Annotated in this window: 19 protein-coding genes and 1 tRNA gene; 12 read left to right on the top strand and 8 right to left on the bottom strand. The window is 42.1% G+C overall.

Going from position 1 to position 19,518, the window contains the following annotated elements:
* Positions 1-162 precede the first annotated feature (162 nt).
* From J7649_RS04770 to J7649_RS04760, 3 genes are all read left to right on the top strand, one after another.
* Positions 163-1,422 (top strand): putative DNA modification/repair radical SAM protein, encoded by a 1,260-nt coding sequence (locus tag J7649_RS04770; RefSeq protein ID WP_219309605.1) that lies wholly within the window; start codon positions 163-165, stop codon positions 1,420-1,422.
* Complete coding sequence (locus J7649_RS04765) at positions 1,422-2,201, top strand: TIGR03915 family putative DNA repair protein (protein ID WP_195724851.1); 780 nt, start codon at positions 1,422-1,424, stop codon at positions 2,199-2,201. Before J7649_RS04770 ends, J7649_RS04765 begins: the two co-directional genes overlap by 1 nt.
* Positions 2,202-2,264: 63 nt before the next feature.
* The gene (locus tag J7649_RS04760) at positions 2,265-2,774 is read left to right on the top strand and encodes a hypothetical protein (RefSeq protein ID WP_219309603.1); all 510 of its coding nucleotides are present in this window, start codon (positions 2,265-2,267) and stop codon (positions 2,772-2,774) included.
* A 53-nt stretch (positions 2,775-2,827) separates the two neighbouring features.
* Here the strand turns inward: J7649_RS04760 and J7649_RS04755 are convergent, their stop codons facing one another.
* From J7649_RS04755 to metK, 3 genes are all read right to left on the bottom strand, one after another.
* Positions 2,828-4,039: a YeeE/YedE family protein gene (locus tag J7649_RS04755; protein ID WP_219309601.1), complete on the bottom strand. Its 1,212-nt coding sequence runs from the start codon at positions 4,037-4,039 to the stop codon at positions 2,828-2,830.
* A 266-nt stretch (positions 4,040-4,305) separates the two neighbouring features.
* Positions 4,306-4,650: a hypothetical protein gene (locus tag J7649_RS04750; RefSeq protein ID WP_005104359.1), complete on the bottom strand. Its 345-nt coding sequence runs from the start codon at positions 4,648-4,650 to the stop codon at positions 4,306-4,308.
* 330 nt (positions 4,651-4,980) lie between these two features.
* Positions 4,981-6,147: a methionine adenosyltransferase gene (gene metK / locus J7649_RS04745; protein WP_219309599.1), complete on the bottom strand. Its 1,167-nt coding sequence runs from the start codon at positions 6,145-6,147 to the stop codon at positions 4,981-4,983.
* 473 nt (positions 6,148-6,620) lie between these two features.
* On the opposite strand from metK, the gene J7649_RS04740 reads away from it, so the two are divergent.
* The 5 genes from J7649_RS04740 to J7649_RS04720 all read left to right on the top strand — a co-directional run bounded on the left by J7649_RS04740 (position 6,621) and on the right by J7649_RS04720 (position 11,135).
* A complete protein-coding gene (locus J7649_RS04740) occupies positions 6,621-7,004 on the top strand; it encodes a prepilin-type N-terminal cleavage/methylation domain-containing protein (RefSeq protein ID WP_219309597.1) in 384 nt (127 codons plus the stop codon).
* 445 nt (positions 7,005-7,449) lie between these two features.
* Entirely contained in the window at positions 7,450-9,438 is a 1,989-nt protein-coding gene (gene tkt, locus J7649_RS04735; RefSeq protein WP_219309595.1) for a transketolase, read from the top strand.
* 133 nt (positions 9,439-9,571) lie between these two features.
* Entirely contained in the window at positions 9,572-9,787 is a 216-nt protein-coding gene (locus J7649_RS04730) for a hypothetical protein (RefSeq protein WP_004729883.1), read from the top strand.
* A gap of 175 nt (positions 9,788-9,962) precedes the next feature.
* Positions 9,963-10,418 (top strand): GNAT family N-acetyltransferase, encoded by a 456-nt coding sequence (locus J7649_RS04725; RefSeq protein ID WP_004729882.1) that lies wholly within the window; start codon positions 9,963-9,965, stop codon positions 10,416-10,418.
* 129 nt (positions 10,419-10,547) lie between these two features.
* Positions 10,548-11,135: a YceI family protein gene (locus J7649_RS04720; protein ID WP_219309593.1), complete on the top strand. Its 588-nt coding sequence runs from the start codon at positions 10,548-10,550 to the stop codon at positions 11,133-11,135.
* A 47-nt stretch (positions 11,136-11,182) separates the two neighbouring features.
* Here J7649_RS04720 and J7649_RS04715 read toward each other — a convergent pair whose 3' ends face one another.
* Entirely contained in the window at positions 11,183-11,899 is a 717-nt protein-coding gene (locus tag J7649_RS04715) for a glutamine amidotransferase (protein ID WP_219309591.1), read from the bottom strand.
* Between the two features lie 240 nt (positions 11,900-12,139).
* Here J7649_RS04715 and yfcF point away from each other — a divergent pair, with 240 nt between their 5' ends.
* Positions 12,140-12,781, top strand: coding sequence for a glutathione transferase (yfcF, locus tag J7649_RS04710; RefSeq protein WP_219309589.1), 642 nt, complete (start codon positions 12,140-12,142; stop codon positions 12,779-12,781).
* A gap of 130 nt (positions 12,782-12,911) precedes the next feature.
* Complete coding sequence (locus tag J7649_RS04705; protein WP_219309587.1) at positions 12,912-13,859, top strand: cation diffusion facilitator family transporter; 948 nt, start codon at positions 12,912-12,914, stop codon at positions 13,857-13,859.
* 25 nt (positions 13,860-13,884) lie between these two features.
* Here the strand turns inward: J7649_RS04705 and J7649_RS04700 are convergent, their stop codons facing one another.
* The 4 genes from J7649_RS04700 to cysS all read right to left on the bottom strand — a co-directional run bounded on the left by J7649_RS04700 (position 13,885) and on the right by cysS (position 17,495).
* Complete coding sequence (locus J7649_RS04700; protein ID WP_219309585.1) at positions 13,885-14,862, bottom strand: fatty acid desaturase family protein; 978 nt, start codon at positions 14,860-14,862, stop codon at positions 13,885-13,887.
* A 93-nt stretch (positions 14,863-14,955) separates the two neighbouring features.
* Positions 14,956-15,744 (bottom strand): PaaX family transcriptional regulator C-terminal domain-containing protein, encoded by a 789-nt coding sequence (locus J7649_RS04695; RefSeq protein WP_219309583.1) that lies wholly within the window; start codon positions 15,742-15,744, stop codon positions 14,956-14,958.
* A gap of 191 nt (positions 15,745-15,935) precedes the next feature.
* A tRNA-Gly gene (locus J7649_RS04690) sits at positions 15,936-16,011 on the bottom strand.
* 62 nt (positions 16,012-16,073) lie between these two features.
* Positions 16,074-17,495, bottom strand: a complete 1,422-nt coding sequence (gene cysS, locus J7649_RS04685; protein ID WP_219309581.1) for a cysteine--tRNA ligase — start codon at positions 17,493-17,495, stop codon at positions 16,074-16,076.
* Between the two features lie 433 nt (positions 17,496-17,928).
* On the opposite strand from cysS, the gene J7649_RS04680 reads away from it, so the two are divergent.
* Together J7649_RS04680 and J7649_RS04675 are read left to right on the top strand one after the other, a co-directional pair.
* Positions 17,929-18,972 carry a KpsF/GutQ family sugar-phosphate isomerase gene (locus tag J7649_RS04680; RefSeq protein WP_228738664.1) on the top strand — a complete coding sequence of 348 codons (1,044 nt, stop codon included), beginning with the start codon at positions 17,929-17,931 and terminating at the stop codon, positions 18,970-18,972.
* Positions 18,973-18,975: 3 nt separating this feature from the next.
* Positions 18,976-19,515 carry a KdsC family phosphatase gene (locus tag J7649_RS04675; RefSeq protein WP_114540782.1) on the top strand — a complete coding sequence of 180 codons (540 nt, stop codon included), beginning with the start codon at positions 18,976-18,978 and terminating at the stop codon, positions 19,513-19,515.
* The last annotated feature ends 3 nt before the right edge of the window (positions 19,516-19,518 follow it).

The following is a 19,518-nucleotide window of genomic DNA, read 5'->3' as shown; positions in this document are numbered from 1 at the left end:
TTAAGCAAATCATATTGGTTATTTTATTTTGAAATACTGCAGCATGGGTTACGTGTTATTTACATTTCTTGCGACACGCTACGTCGCCAAGAAGATAGAACTTTTATTAGCCTAGAATTGAACACTTTATAATAGCTTTTTGGTCACATATTCTCTGAGCTCATGTCTGATCGTATCCGTGAAAAACTGCAAATTTTAGCCGATGCTGCGAAGTATGATGTGTCTTGTTCATCTAGTGGTAGCACCCGTAAAAATAAAGACAAGGGTGTGGGCAATACCGGGAGTGGTATCTGTCATAGTTATACCGAAGATGGCCGCTGTGTGTCCTTATTGAAAATTCTGTTCTCTAATGTCTGTATTTTTGACTGTTCCTATTGTGTTTCGCGCCGTTCCAATGACGTCCAGCGTGCAGCATTTACCGTGCAGGAAGTCGTCGATCTGACCATGAATTTTTATCGGCGTAATTATATTGAGGGGCTGTTTCTCAGTTCGGGAATTTTTAAATCGGCCGATCACACCATGGAACGGATGCTACAGGTGGTCAAAAAACTTAGACTCGAAGAAAACTTTAATGGCTATATCCATCTGAAAACTATTCCGGGTGCATCACAGGAGATCATTACCGAAGCCGGACTGTATGTCGACCGTATGAGTATTAATCTTGAAATGCCGACGGAAGCGGGACTGCAAAAATTTGCGCCTGAGAAAACCCATGCCGAAGTACAAAAAGACTTGGGCATTGTACGCGACCGGTTGATCCAGCTCAAAGATGAACGCAAGCTGATCAAGTCCGTTCCAAAATTTGTACCTGCCGGACAAACCACACAGATGGTGGTGGGCGCGCATAGTGAAACCGATCAGGACATTATTTTAATGGCTGATCGGCATTATAAGGAATTCAAGCTGAAACGGGTGTATTTCTCTGGTTATATTCCGATTAACCCTGAAGAGAAAGCCTTACCCGCCATTGGCTCAGCACCACCATTATTAAGAGAAAATCGTCTGTATCAATCTGACTGGCTAATGCGTTTTTATGGCTTTGCTGCTGATGAAATTGTCGATGAGCAGCATCCGAATCTGGAGCTGGATATTGATCCCAAACTCAGTTGGGCCTTGCGTCATCCTGAAGCCTTTCCAGTCGATATTAACCGTGCCGACTATAAAATGATTCTACGGGTACCCGGTATAGGTGTACGTTCTGCCCAGAAAATTGTACAGGCCCGCCGTTTTGGACAGATTCATATTGACCAGCTAAAACGCATGGGCGTGGCTTATAACCGGGCGCAGCATTTTATCCGCTGTGCAGATACACCGAAATTTAAGAAAGATCAGCAGTCCCATCAGATTCGCCAGCAAATTTTGATGTCAGGACAATCCAAATATCAGCAGCAACTTTCACCTCAATTAGGATTGGGTTTCTAGTGGCAAGTTACTGTTTTGATGGCAGCATGACTGGTCTGCTCAGTTGTGTATTTCGTGCTTTCGAGTTTAAAGAATTTAACGTGATAGTGACGGCCAATCCTCAAGCACAAACAGGTTTATTTGATGAATTTATCCATGTGGCCTCTAATGATCAGCATGGGCAGCGGGTGTGGCAGGGATTAAAGCAGAAAGTATCTTCCAGCAGTTTGCGTGCTTTTTACTATACGTTTTTGTCAGAGCAGGAAGCAGCGTTCCAGACTCTTTTTGATTTTGCAGTCTATGTCTTTCAAAACCAGCGTCCAGTCGATAAAGATTATGGTCATACTGCGGTGATCGGCATGTCGCAATGGGCCAAGCAAGTGGGGCGGGAAAAGCATCGTATGGAGGCTTTTGTACGCTTTAAAAAAGCCAAAGATGGTTTGTTTCTGAGTCTGGTCAGACCGGATTTTAATGTCTTGCCGATTATTTCCCGACATTTTCAGGAGCGTTATCAGGATCAAAGCTGGCTGATTTATGACGAGCAGCGTAATTACGGTATTTATTATGATTTAAGGCAAATGCATCAGGTCGAGATGAACGCTGAAATAATTGATCCACAAATCCGGATTGGTCATAGTCAGTCATTCAGTATTGAATTGGATGATCAAGAGCTGCTATATGATCAGCTCTGGAAAGATTATTTCAACAGTGTGAATATTCAGGCGCGCAAGAACATGAAATTGCATATTCAATATGTGCCAAAGCGCTACTGGCGTTATATGAATGAGAAAATACTTTAAACAGTACATCAAACTGCTTTCAGGCATAATAAGTGTTGGTATATTTAAATTGAGTGTATAAACATGAAGGTATGGCTAACGTCATTAGCGCTGCTCACTGGATTAACTGCATGTTCGGAACAACCACAAAAACCGGTCGTAGATCCAGTCAAATATCAGGTTCAGACTGCAGAGGAACTGCAGCAACGTTTTGATGCACTCAATGTCCAGTTAGCCCAAGACTTTCAGAAATTTAAGAAAGTCGAAAGCATTGCTTTCGCGCACCAGTTTCCTTTAGATGTCAATAATCTGCAAAGCTTGAACCAGCATCTTGTCAGCAGTACTGCATTAAAACCCAGTAAAGTCGCCTATTGCAATATGATGAATAGTTATTTTTCCGATATGTACCGTTTGGGACATTACAATCTGAAACTGGTCGATGACATTAAATTGCCCAATGCCAAGAATGAAAATTTAAAAGCTAATTTCTCTGATGCTGATCATTTTTATACCTTTATTCTGGATCGTTATACGACTTATCGTCAGGTTCAGCAGACCATGGGTTATGGCTGTAATTTAAAAGCTGCGCTGTAAATCCTAAAGCCAGAAAAAAGCCCATCACAGATGGGCTTTTTTGATTTTAAGCATTAGCAACCGGTCAGTTTTTCAGACTGCGGTTTTTCATCCGGGAAGAAAATCGGACGAAGTTTTACCCCGATCCCGTTACCAATAAAAGCGAAGACCAGCCATAACCAGCCATGCAGACTACCCGACGCAATTCCACTGAAATATGCACCGATATTACAACCATAAGCTAAGCGTGCGCCGTAACCCAGCATTATGCCACCTACAACAGCAGCAATCAGTGAACGTTTTGGAATATTGAAATTCGGCGCAAATTTACCTGCCAGACTCGCCGCCAACAAAGCACCCAGCATGATACCGAAGTTCATCATTGAGGTAATATCAAACCATAATGATTCTGCCAGTGCTTTGGCATTGCCTGCTCTTTGCCAATAATCCCAAGAGGCTACATCAACACCTACAAGACTTGCACCTTTGGCACCCCACACAGCCAGTGCAGAGGTCACGCCCCAAGGACGACCTGCCAGTGCCAAAGTAGCAAAGTTGAGTAAGGTCAGGATAATACCGCCCCAAATCAAAGGCCATGGACCACGAATAAAGCGCTTCCAGCCCTGATATTCACTGCGTGGCTCAATTTCCAGGCTGCCATGACGTTTCTTTTCGAAATAAACAGTCGCCGCAGCAATGATGGCAAAAACGATAAAGCTCAACAGCAATCCAGGGAGGACGCCTAAACTTTCTACTAGAGAAATGGGTTTAAGATGCGGAAGGGCAAACCACCAGTCAAGGTGCGAGGTCGCAATCACTGACCCGATACAGAAGAACAAGAGCGTCACCAGCATACGTGCGCTACCACCACCTACGGTATAAAGGGTACCGGATGCACAGCCGCCACCAAGTTGCATACCGATACCGAAAATAAAGGCACCAATCATGACTGACATGGAAACGGGGTTAACATTGCCTTTGACTGGGTTGCCGAACAATTCACCTGCACCTAAAGCGGGGAAGAACAGTAAAACTGCCAGCGCCAGCATAATCATCTGCGCACGTAAACCACGGCCGCGACGTTCCTTGATAAAGACACGCCAGCTCGAAGTAAAACCAAATGAAGCATGGTACAGGGTCATGCCCAGTGCACCACCAACCAAAAATAATAGGGCCTGATTTAAGCCTACGATTTGATAGGCACCGATTGTACCTATGATAAGCAAAATAAAAGCTGCCCAGACCGAAATATTCGACCGTTGGGAAGCAGCAACAATGACTGACATGGGAGATTAAATTTTAAAAATAAAGGCTGGTATTCTACTGAATTTCAGTTTAAATGCAGCCCGTTTTGCCGATTCAATCACAATTAAGTCATTCTAATACTTGATAAGTTTTATCAATTTATTTGATTTTATCGAATCATTTAGATAAAAAATTGATCCCATCAAGAAATAATGCAATTTCAATTTAGATCATTCGATATTTAAAATCATCTCTGATAAAAAAGCCTGCAATCGCAGGCTTTTAAACATCAAGCTGAATCCTAAAATCAGTTTTCAGCTTTTTCCCGAACTTCTCCGGCACCTTCCTCAACTGCCGCAGCTGTTGCTGCAGTTGCTTTACGTGCTGCTTCCGCAGTGGCATCTGCTGCTCTAGACGTTGCAGCAGCTGCTTCGTCCGCTGCCTGAGCAGTATTTTCCGCGGCATTATCCATTGCTCGTTCGGTTTCTACCGCAGCCTCACGGCTGGCATCTTCCATATCATGACCGGCTTGATTGGCTGCATTTTCTAAATGCTCACCTGTGGTTGCGCCGGTTTCAGGCGCTTCTTCTTTACTACAGCCGACTAAGGCAACAGTGGTCGCCAAACCTAAAGCAATCAGTAATTTATTCATCGAGTAATATCCTTTTGTTGTTGTAGAGCTGCAATCTAATTTAGCAGCCATTTGTTTAGATTTATGCTAGCAAATAGATCAACATTTGTTGATTAACTGTAACTTTTTTCGATACTTATACTGTAATGGCACAGTCGGAAGTTGTTTAAAGTTTCATGGAATAGTGATATTCACAGAGAGGGGAGCTTCAAAACTATCATTCGACATGCAGATTATAGTATGAAGTTTGGTATTTAGATATTTGGCATCATGAGCCAGAGATAATTCTAAAAATGAAGAAATGAAAGACATAAAAAAGCCCGCATGATGCAGGCTTTTTTTAAGAAAAACTTATAGACCAGCAGAGGCTTTAAGCGCTTCCACTTTGTCAGTTTTTTCCCAAGTAAATGCAGTATCTGAACCTTCACGACCGAAGTGACCATAAGCAGCAGTTTGCTTATACATTGGCTGGATCAGGTCAAGCATACGGGTAATGCCATATGGACGTAAGTCGAAATGTTCACGAACCAGTGCAATAATCAATTCTTCAGAGACTTTTGCAGTATTGAATGTATTGATTGAAATTGAAGTTGGCTCAGCAACACCAATCGCATAAGACACCTGAATCTCACACTTGTCAGCCAAGCCAGCAGCAACGATGTTTTTCGCCACATAACGACCTGCATACGCAGCAGAGCGGTCAACTTTAGATGGATCTTTACCAGAGAAAGCACCACCGCCGTGACGTGCCATACCGCCGTAGGTATCTACGATAATTTTACGGCCAGTCAAACCACAGTCACCTACAGGACCACCGATCACAAACATACCCGTTGGGTTGATGTGGAATTTGGTGTCTGCATGGAACATGTCAGCAGGAATGATTTTCTTCACGATTTCTTCAATCACAGCCTCTTTCAGGTTTGCTTGAGTGATTTCAGGATCATGTTGAGTTGAAAGAACGACTGCATCTAAACGAACTGGTACGCCATTTTCATAAGCAAAAGTTACCTGACTTTTTGCATCTGGGCGTAACCATGGCAAGGTGCCATTACGACGTAATTCAGCCTGCTTTTCCATCAAGCGATGCGCATATGAAATCGGCGCAGGCATTAATACATCAGTTTCGCGGCTTGCATAACCGAACATTAAACCTTGGTCACCGGCACCCTGATCTTCAGGTTTCTGGCGGTCTACACCCTGAGCAATTTGAGGTGACTGTTTACCAATCATGTTGATCACGGCACAGGTTGAACCATCAAAACCAAGATCAGAATGGTGATAACCAATTCCGTTTACGGTATGACGTACAATTGCCTCAAAATCAACATTTGCTGTCGTTGTGATTTCACCGGCAAGTACAACCGCACCTGTTTTTACAAGCGTTTCACAAGCAACCCGTGCATATGGGTCTTCTTTTAAGATTGCATCCAAAATAGCGTCACTGATTTGGTCAGCCATTTTATCTGGATGGCCTTCGCTTACAGATTCCGAAGTAAATACAGCGTACTCGCGCATAGTCCTATCACAGTTAATTTTAAAGACCCGATATGTTACATCGAGTTGCGCTCTAGGACTAGCTTAACACGACAAAATTGGTCGAAATTGTTTCAAATTATTGTGTTTTTAATTGATTAATAGAATTAAAAAAATTGATATGTCTATTTAGACAGCATTATTGATTGGGGAATATGAAGCAACAATATTTTAATCCGTCAGACTGTCAGAAAATTAAATGCTTAGATTTCCGATTAAATCTTAAAAAAATAGACGATAGAAAAAATACAAAGCTCAAAATTCAAAATTTACTTAAGCAAGTGATCATTACATCAATAAAGCAGATTCAGGCTGTGCGCCTTGCGACCAAATGTCTTGTTGATGTTCGGGTATATCTTCATATTAGCGCTAAGTCTTCCACATTAGCTGGTTAGGAATGGCGACATTTTTTGCTATGGACTTCTTGGAGCAAGACTGTAAGGAGATCAGAAATCATGTATCAAAAGGCATTTACCCTGATTGAAGTGCTGATCGTGCTCATCATTATCGCGATTTTAGTGACGATGGCTTTTATGAGTTATCAAGCTTATGTCGTGCGTAATCAATTGGCCGAAGTGTTTGAACAGGCTGGAGCATATCGAACCCAGTTTATTGCTTCGGATCAGCACTGTGATGCCGGACGCCAGATTGGTGGGCATGGTCAATATATCGAAAAAGTCGTTATTAATGCCGCTTGCCGGATAGAGTTCAAGATACGAGAGCAGGGAGTCGATATGGCCATTCGCGGGAAATCAGTCGCTTTTGATGTTCATAGTGACAAATGTTATTCCACTGATATTCAGCAGCGCTATTTGCCTAAAGATTGTCAAGGACAATAAGTCTGCCGAGGTTGGAAATTAGCCTAAGCAAATTAGATTTCACCTGTATATCAAACAATCCTGCCAATATTTTATAAAATTTAATACAAATTACATTATGAATAGATCAGAGAATTGTATGAATTTTCTTCAAAAATAATGGTGTGAGACCTATGAAATAGAAACAAAATCAGCATAAATTCAATCCTGTTTATCAGCTTGAAATCCAGATACAGAAATTAAAGTCGCTTTTGAAATGCAGGATAATTCAATCTGTAAACCAGTAGAGCGAATCAAAGCCGAAGAAGAAATGTGGAATAATTGTACGATAAGGCAAGAGACACTCAATAAACTGATAAATATTGTTGGTTAGTCTTTACCCCTCGCTGTTTTTTTAAGACAATAGACAGCAGTTTTGAAAGTCTTTTCATCATTTCCTATTTCTGAATATTTTGGACTCTGATTTATGACAACCCCGCTTAATGAACGTCGTATTGCAAACGCAATTCGTGTATTGGCAATGGATGCTGTGCAAAAAGCAAACTCAGGACATCCAGGTGCTCCAATGGGGATGGCAGATATCGCTGATGTGGTTTGGCGTGAATTCATGAACCACAACCCGACCAACCCGAATTGGGCAAACCGTGACCGTTTTGTATTGTCAAATGGCCATGGCTCTATGCTTCAATATGCGCTTCTTCATTTAACGGGCTACGATCTTTCGATTGAAGATCTAAAAGCATTCCGTCAACTTCATTCTAAAACACCTGGTCACCCGGAATTGGGCTATGCGCCAGGAATTGAAACGACGACTGGTCCTTTAGGTCAAGGCATCGCGAATGCTGTTGGTTTTGCACTGGCTGAAAAAACCCTAGCTGCACAATTTAACAAAGACGATATCCAAGTTGTAGATCACTTCACTTACTGCTTCCTTGGCGATGGCTGTTTGATGGAAGGTGTTTCTCACGAAGCATGTTCTTTGGCAGGAACATTGGGTCTGGGCAAATTGATTGCTTACTATGACGACAATGGCATCTCGATTGATGGCGAAGTGGAAGGCTGGTTCTCTGACAATACAGAACAACGCTTCCTGGCGTACGGCTGGCAAGTGATTAAAGTTGATGGCCACGATGCAGATGCAATCCGTCAGGCAACTTTAGAAGCTAAAGCTGAAACTGCTAAACCAACCATCATTATTTGTAAAACTGTGATTGGTCTAGGTTCACCAAACAAGCAAGGTAAAGAAGACAGTCATGGTGCACCACTCGGTCATGACGAAATCGTCTTGACTCGTGAAGCACTAGGCTGGACTGATGAAGCATTTGTAATTCCTGAAGATGTTTACGCAGCTTGGGATGCGAAAGCTAAAGGTGCTGAATCAGAAGCAGCTTGGAACGAAACATTTGCTGCTTATGCTGCAAAATATCCAACTGAAGCCGCTGAATTTAAACGTCGTTTATCTGGTGAATTACCGGCTGACTTCGTTGCAAAAGCGGATGCCTATATTGCAGAAGTGAATGCCAAAGCTGAAACAATTGCAACGCGTAAAGCCAGCCAAAATGCATTGCAAGCACTTGTTCCATTATTGCCAGAAGTTCTAGGTGGTTCTGCGGATCTTGCAGGTTCTAACCTGACCCTTTGGAAAGGCGCGCAAGGCTTACAGGACAATCCGGCAGGTAACTACGTACACTATGGCGTACGTGAATTCGGTATGACTGCAATCGCGAATGGTGTTGCACTGCATGGCGGGTTCATCCCTTATGTAGCAACATTCCTGATGTTTATGGAATATGCACGTAATGCGGTACGTATGTCTGCATTGATGAAACAGCGCGTGATCCATGTGTATACGCATGACTCAATTGGTCTAGGTGAAGATGGTCCAACGCATCAACCTGTTGAGCAGATCGCATCCCTTCGTGGTACGCCAAATCTAAACACATGGCGTCCATGTGACACCGTTGAAGCAGCAATTTCTTGGAAATCTGCATTAACGCGTGCTGAAGGTCCGACCGCATTGATCTTCTCTCGTCAGAACTTGCCATTCCAGACTCGTACTCAAGCTCAAATTGAGAACGCTGCGAAAGGTGGTTATGTATTGGCTGAAGAAAAAGGTGAATTGAAAGCCATCATCATCGCCACTGGTTCTGAAGTATCTCTGGCAATGGAAGCTTATGCACAGCTTGAAGGCGTGCGTGTCGTGTCTATGCCATGTGCTGAAGAATTCATGAAGCAAGATGCAGCTTATCGTGAAGCGGTTCTTCCATCAAATATTCGTGCACGTGTTGCTGTTGAAGCTGCACATGTAGATTACTGGTGGAAATTTGTAGGTCTTGATGGTCGTGTTATCGGTATGACCACTTATGGCGAATCTGCACCTGCAAAAGATTTGTTCCAATACTTCGGTATTACCACCGAAGCAGTGGTTGCAGCAGTGCAAGAAATTACCGCTTAATCAATTCGATTAATAGGTTAAAAAGACGCCCCAGTTAAAGGGGCGTTTTTTATTTTTTCGCTTTTTAGCGTTGTTTTCATGTGGCAATCGTTAGAAAGTTCTCCCATAGTCGAAATGAAAGAGTGAGATGAACATGAGCTTGTATGAACAAATTAACGATGAAATTACTTTAATGGATGCAGGCGAACTCAAGTGGATCGGACAGGAATTACCTCTTGAAGCGATGGTTGCAGTTGATTTAATGCTGCAAGAATTAGCCGAAGAAAAGGTCATTAAAGTGCGTCGTAAAAATCATGAAAAGACGACTGGCCTAAAACAGGTTGATCGTATTCTGGTTGAAAAACTTTAAACATAATGCATGAAAAGTCCCTGATTGGGACTTTTTTTATGCCGGATGATTTTCATCTGACAGGTTGCTTATGAGCACCAGATGAGATAAAGCTAAGTTTAGGCCGCTATAAAAATTCAGCGACCACTATTGAAACGACTTAAATTAAAGAAATAAGCCAAAGAAGCAGTTAAACATGAATATACAGTGCCAGATCCAGATCAAATCTCTAGAGCAAATATCACAGCCGGAATGGCTATTTTTATGGCAAGACTATCAACGCTTTTATCAGACCCAAATTTCGGATGAGGTAAGTAAAAATACCTGGGATAAATTAACTAATTATGAGTTAGATTCAATGTACGGTTTTGCGGCCTTGATTGATGGAAAGGTCGTAGGGATTGTGCATGTCATCGAACATAACAGTAGCTGGACAGTAAGACCCTATGCCTATTTACAGGATCTATTTACCCATCCTGATTATCGCGGACAGGGCGTGGCGCGCAAGCTGATTCAGCATGTCTATCAGGTCGCGCAGCAGCGTAATTGCGACCGGGTTTACTGGCTGACTCATGAATTAAACCATCAGGCACAAGCGTTGTATAACAAAGTCGCCAAGAAAACTGGATTCATCCAGTACCGTATGGATTAAAGCTCAAAAATTAAAAAAATAACTTACAATTTTATCGTTTCATCGCTGCAACAAAACGTTTTATCTTTAGGGCTGTAAACGGTTCCAGATTCTATACACTTAATAACATCCAAAACGTGAGATAAAAACATGAATTTCAAAACATTAGCATTAGGCTTGGCGGTCGCATCTGTAGCAACAGTTTCTATGGCAAAACCAGTGGCCTATACGATTGACCCGACTCATTCAGCAACGGTGTTCTCTTGGAGCCACTTTGGTTTCTCTACACCATCTGCAAACTTCAGTGACATCCAGGGTACCATTAATGTTGATAATGCAAAACCTGTGAATTCCTCGGTCAATGTGAATATCCCGGTTGCAAGCATTAATACGAATGTGAAAGCACTGGATGACCATATTAAGACAGCAGAATTTTTTGATGCTGCCAAATATCCGAATATCACTTTTAAAAGTACTAAAGTTCAGGCTCTAGGCAAAAACAAATACAAAATCACCGGTAACTTAACCGTGAAAGATGTCACTAAACCTGTGGTACTGGATGCGGTTTTAAACAAACAAGGTGTGCACCCAATGACCAAATTACAAACGATTGGTTTTAATGCAACCACTTCATTTAACCGTTCAGCCTTTGGGGTAGGCGGTTATGTTCCAAATGTGGGCGATAAAATTACAGTGAACATTACTACTGAGGCTTCTGTACCTGCTCCGAAAAAGTAAGAATGACAAATTAAAAAAGCACCCAACAGGGTGCTTTTTTATTACGGTTATTTAAGTTGCAGGTTTTCTAAATAATGCATCAATACCGAACTGGCTGCCTGTTCAAGCGCGGGCGCATAGCTTTGATGATCCGCCCGTAAGGCGGGAATATTGATCTGGGCTTTGCGTAACTCACAGGTATGTCCAATCAGCCATTTCTCTAAACTTTCACTGGCCACTTCAGCATGGAATTGTAGTGCCAGAATGTTCTGTCCTACCCGAAAGGCCTGATTTGGATAAAGATCAGAGCTGGCCAGCAATTCAGCCTGTTCAGGTAGGTCAAAGGTATCACCATGCCAATGCAGGACGTCAATATCATCCAGAGCTTTTAGTGGATTATTTTCAATAGAAGCAAGACTGAGTTTAGACCAGTCAATTTCCTTTACATCTCCTGGATAGACTTCAGCATCCAATGCAGCAGCAATTAATTGCGCACCTAAACAGATGCCTAATGTCGGTAAATTCTTTTGCAGGCGAACTTTAAGTAAGTCTATTTCCTGTTGTAAAAAAGGATAATCCTCAGTTTCATAGACTGCAATCGGGCCACCGAGAATGACTGTTAATCCGGGATGTTCAAAAGCCTTAGTGAGATCATCGATACCGGCTTCGAAATAACGCACACGTAAGCCGAGCTGATAAAAAATATCTTCCCAAGCGCCTAAGTCTTCAAAAGCGAGATGTTGAATGGCATAAACGGTATCGGGGAGGTGGGCTAAGTTCAGCATAGTTTTTTGATATCAAGAGAATGATTTAATTTAACGTGAATCAAAAGCAAAATAAAAGGCTTTATCTACCGATCCTGTGCAAAATAGAAAATAATGAGCATCGCTGCGCTATCAGAAAGTTTCTAAAAATTTCCGTGTGATCACTACATTAAGCAGTTCATTTTTTCTTTTGTGTAGGAAAGAGAGTAGAGTAAGACTGCCGTACTGAATAAAAACAACAAGACCATCAGGATCAAGGATATGCAAAATATACGTTTATATGTCGATAAAAACAGAATCAGCCCCTATGCCATGTCGGTTTATGTTGCCTTAAAAGAAAAGGGTTTAGATTTTCAGGAAATCGTGATTGATTTAGATCAGCAGCAACAGAAATCTGCGGCTTATCAGGCTATTTGTCCAAGTGCTAAAGTTCCGTGTTTAATAGTAGATAACTTTAGCCTGTTTGAATCATGGGCAATCACTGAATACTTGGAAGATACCTTTCCGGCTCCAAGTTATCCGGCCTTATATCCTAAGGAAATTCAGGCCAGAGCCAAATGCCGCGCTATACAAGCCTTGGTCAAAACCGATTTTATGCAAATCCGCCAGCAAATGCCTTCCGATTCGGTATTTCATCCACCAAAAATATCTACACCTCTTACAGCTCCGATAACTGAAGAAATTCAGCGATTGTTAAATGTGGCAGAACATATGCTGGAGGATATATGGTTAACTGAACACTGGTCAATTGCAGACTTTGATCTGGCCTTTATATTGCATCGGTTGCTGAGCCATCAGGTGAAACTTCCTGTGAAAATAATAGAATATGTCGAGGGTAATTTTAAGCGTGCTTCGGTACAGGCGTGGCTGGAAGAACATGAAAAAGCTAAAACTTTAATTTAATGCCGACTGATAAAACAGTTCATAAAAAACCTACTTAAATAGGTAAAATTCAAGCGTAATATGAATCAGAATAAAACTTGAAAGATAGTGAGGATAAAGTCCTCGTTAAAGAATAATGAAGGAGTGGGCGGTGGGGAATTCACATCATCATGAGCATAGTCATGTCACTGTGACTGCAAAAAATGCCAAAAAATTATCAATAGCGTTGGCATTAACCACCACTTTTTTAATTGTGGAAGTAATTGCCGGTTTTCTGACTCAAAGTTTGGCCCTACTTTCTGATGCGGCGCATATGTTTACCGATGCTGCTGCATTGGCTATTGCTTTAGTCGCTATCAAAATTGGACAAAAACCGGCAGACAATAAACGGACATTTGGTTATCAGCGTTTTGAAATTCTGGCTGCCCTGTTTAATGCCTTGATGCTGTTTATAGTTGCGATTTATATCTTGTTTGAAGCTTATCAGCGTTTGAGTCATCCACCAGAAATCCAGAGCCTTGGCATGATGATTGTTGCTGTTTTGGGGCTGATCATTAACCTGATTTCCATGAAAATACTGGTGTCCAGCAGTCAGGAAAGTCTCAATGTCAAAGGTGCATATCTGGAAGTGCTCAGTGATGCACTGGGATCTGTAGGCGTGATTATTGGAGCACTAGTGATTTATTTCACCGGCTGGATGTGGATAGATACACTCATTGCAGTATTAATCGGATTTTGGGTATTGCCAAGAACCTGGATTTTGCTGAAACAGAGCATCAATATTCTGCTTGAAGGTGTGCCGGAGGAAATTGATATTGAAAAATTACGTCACGATCTTTTGGCGCTTGATGGGGTCCAGGATATTCATCAGCTCAAGGTCTGGGCGATTACTTCCAAAAAAGTCATGCTGACCGTGCATCTGGTTGCGCCGAATGTGGATTATCAGAAACTGCGTCATCAGGCCTTTGAGATGCTCCACCATGAGCATCATATTACCGAAATGACCTTGCAGATCGAAGCGGAAGATTGTCCGCCGGAACATCGGGGACAATCCTCACATCAGCACTCACATGCCGAAAGCCATCAGCATTACAATTGAATAGTCTTAACAGCAGAAATATTTTTTATTTTTTTAAAAGTGAGCGAATCACATCCAGATAACTTGGTGGAGCATCGACATACTGACGCTCCCTTAACATCTGGTGCATTCTCGCCAGCTTTTGATGCGGAACAGAGGCCATCAAATGATGTTCAATATGATAGTTCACATGAATCGGGGCAACCAAAGCACGTGCCAACCAACCTGCACGAGTAGTTCGGGTATTGCTAAGGGCAGAATGACTGGTTTCTAGGCCCGCATGCTCAGCCATGGCGCGGATGCGGATGAACAAAGGAAATGGAGTGATATAGGCGAGAGGCCATAATAAATACAGTTTAGGGTGGCCGCTGGCCCACAGTGCAGAAAAAATCGCAGCATTTGAGATCAACATACCAGAACTATTTTTAAGCAAGTTTTTCGCTAACTCTAGATTGCTGCGATCACCACGCGGAATTGGCTTGGGGTCGTTGGAAACACTCCATTCCAGTAACTCAAGATCCATTAATACTCGACCAGCGAGAAATTTAAGCCCAGATTGCCCATTCAGGTCACGGAAGAATTTCCTGAATAGTGAGCTTTGAGTAATGGGAAAATTTTTTACCAACCCCAAGTCAGGATCATCTGGTTGCGAGGTTTTAGCATGATGTTTCAGATGATAAGGACGATACTTGCTGACATCATTCCAGATCGGGCGTGCACAGAGCCAGTCAGTCAAATGAGTGTTCAACCATTTGGTTTTAAAAAGACTATGGTGCGAAGCATCATGCATCAAGATGGCCAGTGCAAGCTGGCGTCCAGCAAGAATGGCCAGTGCCAGCGCACACATCAGTACTTTTCCCCACGTAGGTAAATACTCCCAACTATAGGCTACCGTGCCAAAGGTCATGACAATTACAGTCCATGTCGAACCTACTGCCCAGGCACCGTGCAAGTCTGAGGTCGTGGTGAGTTCTTTAATTTCATCACGACTAAAAAGTTCTGTGACACTGACCTTGCTGTTCATTCTTCTGCCTATATTTAGTTCTTATTGCTATATTCAATATATTTGGATGAAATATTACAGTCAATTTATTTTTGTGTATAAAAAAGAAATAATTTAGAGCCCTTGGTCTTTAAAATAGTGTTGCCATAAAAGTTGTCCCTGTTTTTCTATTTTGCGGACTGCGAGCTCAAATTGTTGTCGAGCCTCGGTATCTATCCATTCTGCAGGAAGCAAAGGGTCAGCACGCAAACTAAATAGGGCAGATTTACCTAAATAAAAAGCACTTTTTGCAGCCTCTGCTAAAGTCAGATTTTGGTAATTTTCAAACCAGTCGTTAATATCATGCTGTACTTGATGATAGGTCTGATGTAGCTCTTCGATATCCCATAAATCACGAATTTCGGTTTCACTTTCCAGTTGACTGACTTGAAAAAAACGTGCGTCAGGATCTAATCCAAACTGGATTACAGCTGTTTTTAATGGACTTAGATTTAGCGTTAAATTATCGGGACGAATAAAAACATTTTGCTCTAGTTCCTGAAAACCATAATAACGTAGCGCTTTTTCCCTTTTAGATAATGCCGTACGGTCTACACGTCCCAAAGTACCGGTATAGACCAGCACATATTTTCCGTTCCATGTAGTCGCCGTTTGCATATCAGGATGTTTGTTTAAGCTGATAAAAGAAGTATCGAATTTTTTCTCTAGCAATTGATACACGCCGCGCTCTACAGCTTGAATGACATTTTCCTGATTTAATCGGGCTACAGCGACACGGATACCATTGTCAGATATACCTAATAATTCAGCAGCAGCTAAGATCCGCTTAATAGACAGGGTGGAGTTTTTAGATGCATATAAAAGATCTAGAATTAGATGACGAGCATTTAATTTATAAGTCATGAAACGATATCGTTATGAAAGGGATTGAAAGTTTTAAAGTTTATCCACAATAGCACTTTGTCATGACTAACCCAAAAAAATTGTCAGGGTAAAAGAGGATGAATAAGTGATTTGAGATATGCATTTTATTAATAAATTTTTTTCAAACACAATAAAAAACCCTTATCTTTCGATAAGGGTTTTTCGTATTCTGGAGCGGGAAAGGAGACTCGAACTCCCGACCCCAACCTTGGCAAGGTTATGCTCTACCAACTGAGCTATTCCCGCAATGAGGTGAATTATAGAGAATTCCACAGCAGTGTCAACTCTCTATAAATCTGTTTGATTAATTAATCAGCACGGCGCCAAACTGTACCTTGACGGGTATCCTCAAGAACAACACCTTGATCAAGTAAAGATTGACGGATTTCGTCTGCGCGTGCGAATTCTTTGGATTTCTTGGCATCCTGACGCTGTTGAATCAAATCTTCAATTTGTTCAGGCGATAGTCCCAATGCTTCTTGACCAATGTCAGATTTGAGGAACTCATCTACATTTTGCTGTACCAGACCGAGAATATTGGTCAGGTGACGTAAAGTTGCGTAGTAGATCGCTGCCTGTTCCGCATTTTCTTCTTTCACGGTACGATTCAGCTCTTTATTGATTTCGAACAATACCGCAATCGCTTCAGGCGTATTGAAATCATCACGCATAGCGGCATTGAAACGCTCAACCAAAGCCTCATCCAGAGTTTCAACTAGATGATCACCATAAATCGCCTGATAGGTTTTAAATGAGTGGTAGAAACGAGATAAGGTATTTTTCGCTTCTTTTAAGGCAACATCCGAGTAATTCACCGGGCTACGATAGTGTGAAGATACAATAAAATAACGTACCACTTCCGGATGGAATTTTTCAATCACGTCGCGAATGGTGAAGAAATTGCCTAAAGACTTCGACATTTTCTCGCCATCGACATTAATAAATCCGGCATGCATCCAGTAATTGACATACTGTTCGCCAGTAGATGCTTCAGATTGTGCAATTTCATTTTCATGATGCGGGAAGGTTAAATCAGCACCACCGCCATGAATATCGAAATGATTGCCTAGGCAGCAGGTCGACATTGCGGAACATTCGATGTGCCAGCCTGGACGGCCATTACCCCACGGTGATGCCCATGATGGCTCATTTTCCTTGGCATGTTTCCACAGTACAAAGTCAAACGGGTGTTTCTTTTCTACTTCGACATCGACACGTTCAGACGCACCCGCTTGCATATCTTCTAGTTTACGGCCAGATAGACGACCGTATTTGGCGAATTTCTCGACCTCAAAGTAGACATCGCCATTATTGGAAGGATAAGCCGTACCTTTGTTGACCAGGTTGCCGATCATATCTTGCATTTGATCGATGTAATCTGTCGCTTTAGGTGCAACATCAGGTGCAAGGCAGCCCAGTTTGGCAAAGTCTTCATTCATCGCATCAATAAAGCGACCTGTTAATTCTGAGATACTTTCGCCATTTTCATTGGCACGTTTAATAATTTTGTCGTCAATATCCGTAATATTGCGCACATATTTGACCTTCCAGCCTTGGCTACGCAGGAAACGGATAATATAGTCAAATGCAACCACTGTACGTGCATGTCCAATATGACAGTAGTCATAAACCGTCATACCACAGACATACAGATCAATTTGACCTTCAACACGAGGTACGAATTCTACTTTTTTGCGTTGCTCTGAGTTATATAGAACAAATGGTTGCATAGCTGTTCAAAAGACTTCAAATAAAAGGATGAATCATCTTAACCTAAGCATAATTATTCATAAAGATAAAAGCGTAAAAAGCCTCAGTTATTTAGGGGAGTTAGGCGACGAGAGCGATTTATAAAAAAGAGGTTTAGGAAGTGAAATGGGGGGATATTAGGTTCACATTTTTAGAGATAATGTCTGCCAGTGTGCTTAAGTTGTATTTGGATGAGTAAGATTTTATTTGAACCCAACCTATTTCGAATAGTGTAATTATATTTCTATAAAAATAAAAACAAGCGCATTTAACCAATTTAAAAATGGAGCGAATGTAGAGATGGAGATACCAGATTGTGCAAGTTGAATACAATCTGAATATATTAAAAATCCGTCGAATCTTCTATATTTAGAAAGCTTACAATTGCATAGCTATGCTAAAATTGCGAAAATTATGCCCATCAAACCAGAGTTTTTCTCTGTCCTTAGCGTAGGTAAACAGGCTTTGAATCCACAAAAAACAGCGAATCAACTAGATTTCCAGAAAGTCGCACTTAAAACACTGCGCATCGAAGAAAATGCACTACAGATTTTAGCAACACAGATTGATGACCGTTTTAGCCGGGCATGTGAAATTATTTTACAGTGTACTGGCCGTCTGGTGATTACCGGAATGGGCAAGTCAGGTCATATTGGCCGTAAAATGGCGGCGACCTTTGCTTCGACCGGAACTCCCTCATTCTTTATGCATCCAGGTGAAGCCGGTCATGGTGACTTAGGGATGCTGGTGGCTGGTGATGTGCTGATTGCCATTTCCAACTCGGGCAAGAGTGATGAAATCATGATGCTGATGCCGCTGATCAAGCATCTGGAAATTCCGCTGATTACCATCAGTGGTGATGATCGTGGTCCAATGCCACAAAATGCTGATGTGGCTTTGACGCTAGGTAATATTCAGGAGGCTTGTCCACTGGGTTTAGCGCCGACATCGTCAACGACGGCAACATTGGCTTTGGGTGATGCTTTAGCGGTGGCTTTACTGGATGCTCGCGGCTTTACTTCGGATGATTTTGCACGTTCACATCCTGCAGGTGCATTGGGTAAACGTCTGTTATTGCACGTGAAGCATCTGATGCGTACTGGTACTGATTTACCTAAAGTCTCGCCAGATACCGCCATGAATAAAGTATTGTACGAAATTTCTAACAAGCGCTTGGGCTTAACCACAGTCGTCGATGAAAATGATGTGTTGCTGGGGATTTTTACCGATGGTGACTTGCGTCGCTTGATTGATAAGCAGCAAGGTTTTGATGTCAATCTGGCTATTCAGGACGTGATGACCAAAAATCCGTTGACCATTTCTCAGGAAGCACGTGCAGTGGTGGCACTGGAACGTATGAATGAGCATAAAATTAATCAATTTGTAGTTGTTGATGATGCCAATAAAGTCATTGGCGTGATTAGTATGCATGACCTGATTCAGGCTGGGGTAAATTAATAAATGGCATCTTATGTATTATTAGAACAGGCACGTCATATTGCAGCACTGGTGCTTGATGTAGATGGTATTTTAAGTGATGGCTTTGTAACGCTGACCAATACTGGCGATGAGATCAAATCCTTTGACATTCGTGATGGTCTGGGCATGAAACTGGTTCAGCAGGCGGGAATCAAGGTGATTATTATCACCGGACGTAAAAGCAATATCGTAGAAAAGCGTATGTCGGATCTGGGTGTTGATTTGGTCTATCAGGGGCGTGAAGATAAAGGTACAGCACTTCGTGAAGCCTGTGCGCAGCTTAATATTGATCCTGAAGATTGCCTGTACATGGGCGATGACTGGCCTGATCTGTCTGCTTTTGCCATTGCCGGCATGAAAGTGACCGTGCCTAATGGTCATGTCGAAGTTCGTCGCCGTGCCGATCTGGTGACTCAGGCGCAGGGTGGACGTGGTGCGGTGCGTGAAATCTGCGATATGTTGTTAATGTCCAAAGGCATGTACCAAGAGTTACTTGAAAAATATACTCGTACGCCTTATTAATAA

Source organism: Acinetobacter lwoffii, assembly GCF_019343495.1.
Lineage (GTDB): Bacteria > Pseudomonadota > Gammaproteobacteria > Pseudomonadales > Moraxellaceae > Acinetobacter > Acinetobacter lwoffii_P.
This window is presented reverse-complemented; position numbering and strand designations above follow the sequence as displayed.

Excerpts from the sequence above, each read along its gene's own strand:
- J7649_RS04720 (WP_219309593.1), top strand. The coding sequence starts at position 10,548 with ATGAATTTCAAAACATTAGCATTAGGCTTGGCGGTCGCATCTGTAGCA.
- J7649_RS04675 (WP_114540782.1), top strand. The coding sequence starts at position 18,976 with ATGGCATCTTATGTATTATTAGAACAGGCACGTCATATTGCAGCACTG.
- J7649_RS04680 (WP_228738664.1), top strand. The coding sequence starts at position 17,929 with ATGCCCATCAAACCAGAGTTTTTCTCTGTCCTTAGCGTAGGTAAACAG.
- J7649_RS04715 (WP_219309591.1), bottom strand. The coding sequence starts at position 11,899 with ATGCTGAACTTAGCCCACCTCCCCGATACCGTTTATGCCATTCAACAT.
- J7649_RS04730 (WP_004729883.1), top strand. The coding sequence starts at position 9,572 with ATGAGCTTGTATGAACAAATTAACGATGAAATTACTTTAATGGATGCA.
- J7649_RS04750 (WP_005104359.1), bottom strand. The coding sequence starts at position 4,650 with ATGAATAAATTACTGATTGCTTTAGGTTTGGCGACCACTGTTGCCTTA.
- yfcF (WP_219309589.1), top strand. The coding sequence starts at position 12,140 with ATGCAAAATATACGTTTATATGTCGATAAAAACAGAATCAGCCCCTAT.
- J7649_RS04725 (WP_004729882.1), top strand. The coding sequence starts at position 9,963 with ATGAATATACAGTGCCAGATCCAGATCAAATCTCTAGAGCAAATATCA.
- J7649_RS04695 (WP_219309583.1), bottom strand. The coding sequence starts at position 15,744 with ATGACTTATAAATTAAATGCTCGTCATCTAATTCTAGATCTTTTATAT.
- J7649_RS04760 (WP_219309603.1), top strand. The coding sequence starts at position 2,265 with ATGAAGGTATGGCTAACGTCATTAGCGCTGCTCACTGGATTAACTGCA.
- J7649_RS04700 (WP_219309585.1), bottom strand. The coding sequence starts at position 14,862 with ATGAACAGCAAGGTCAGTGTCACAGAACTTTTTAGTCGTGATGAAATT.
- J7649_RS04770 (WP_219309605.1), top strand. The coding sequence starts at position 163 with ATGTCTGATCGTATCCGTGAAAAACTGCAAATTTTAGCCGATGCTGCG.
- cysS (WP_219309581.1), bottom strand. The coding sequence starts at position 17,495 with ATGCAACCATTTGTTCTATATAACTCAGAGCAACGCAAAAAAGTAGAA.
- tkt (WP_219309595.1), top strand. The coding sequence starts at position 7,450 with ATGACAACCCCGCTTAATGAACGTCGTATTGCAAACGCAATTCGTGTA.
- metK (WP_219309599.1), bottom strand. The coding sequence starts at position 6,147 with ATGCGCGAGTACGCTGTATTTACTTCGGAATCTGTAAGCGAAGGCCAT.
- J7649_RS04740 (WP_219309597.1), top strand. The coding sequence starts at position 6,621 with ATGTATCAAAAGGCATTTACCCTGATTGAAGTGCTGATCGTGCTCATC.
- J7649_RS04755 (WP_219309601.1), bottom strand. The coding sequence starts at position 4,039 with ATGTCAGTCATTGTTGCTGCTTCCCAACGGTCGAATATTTCGGTCTGG.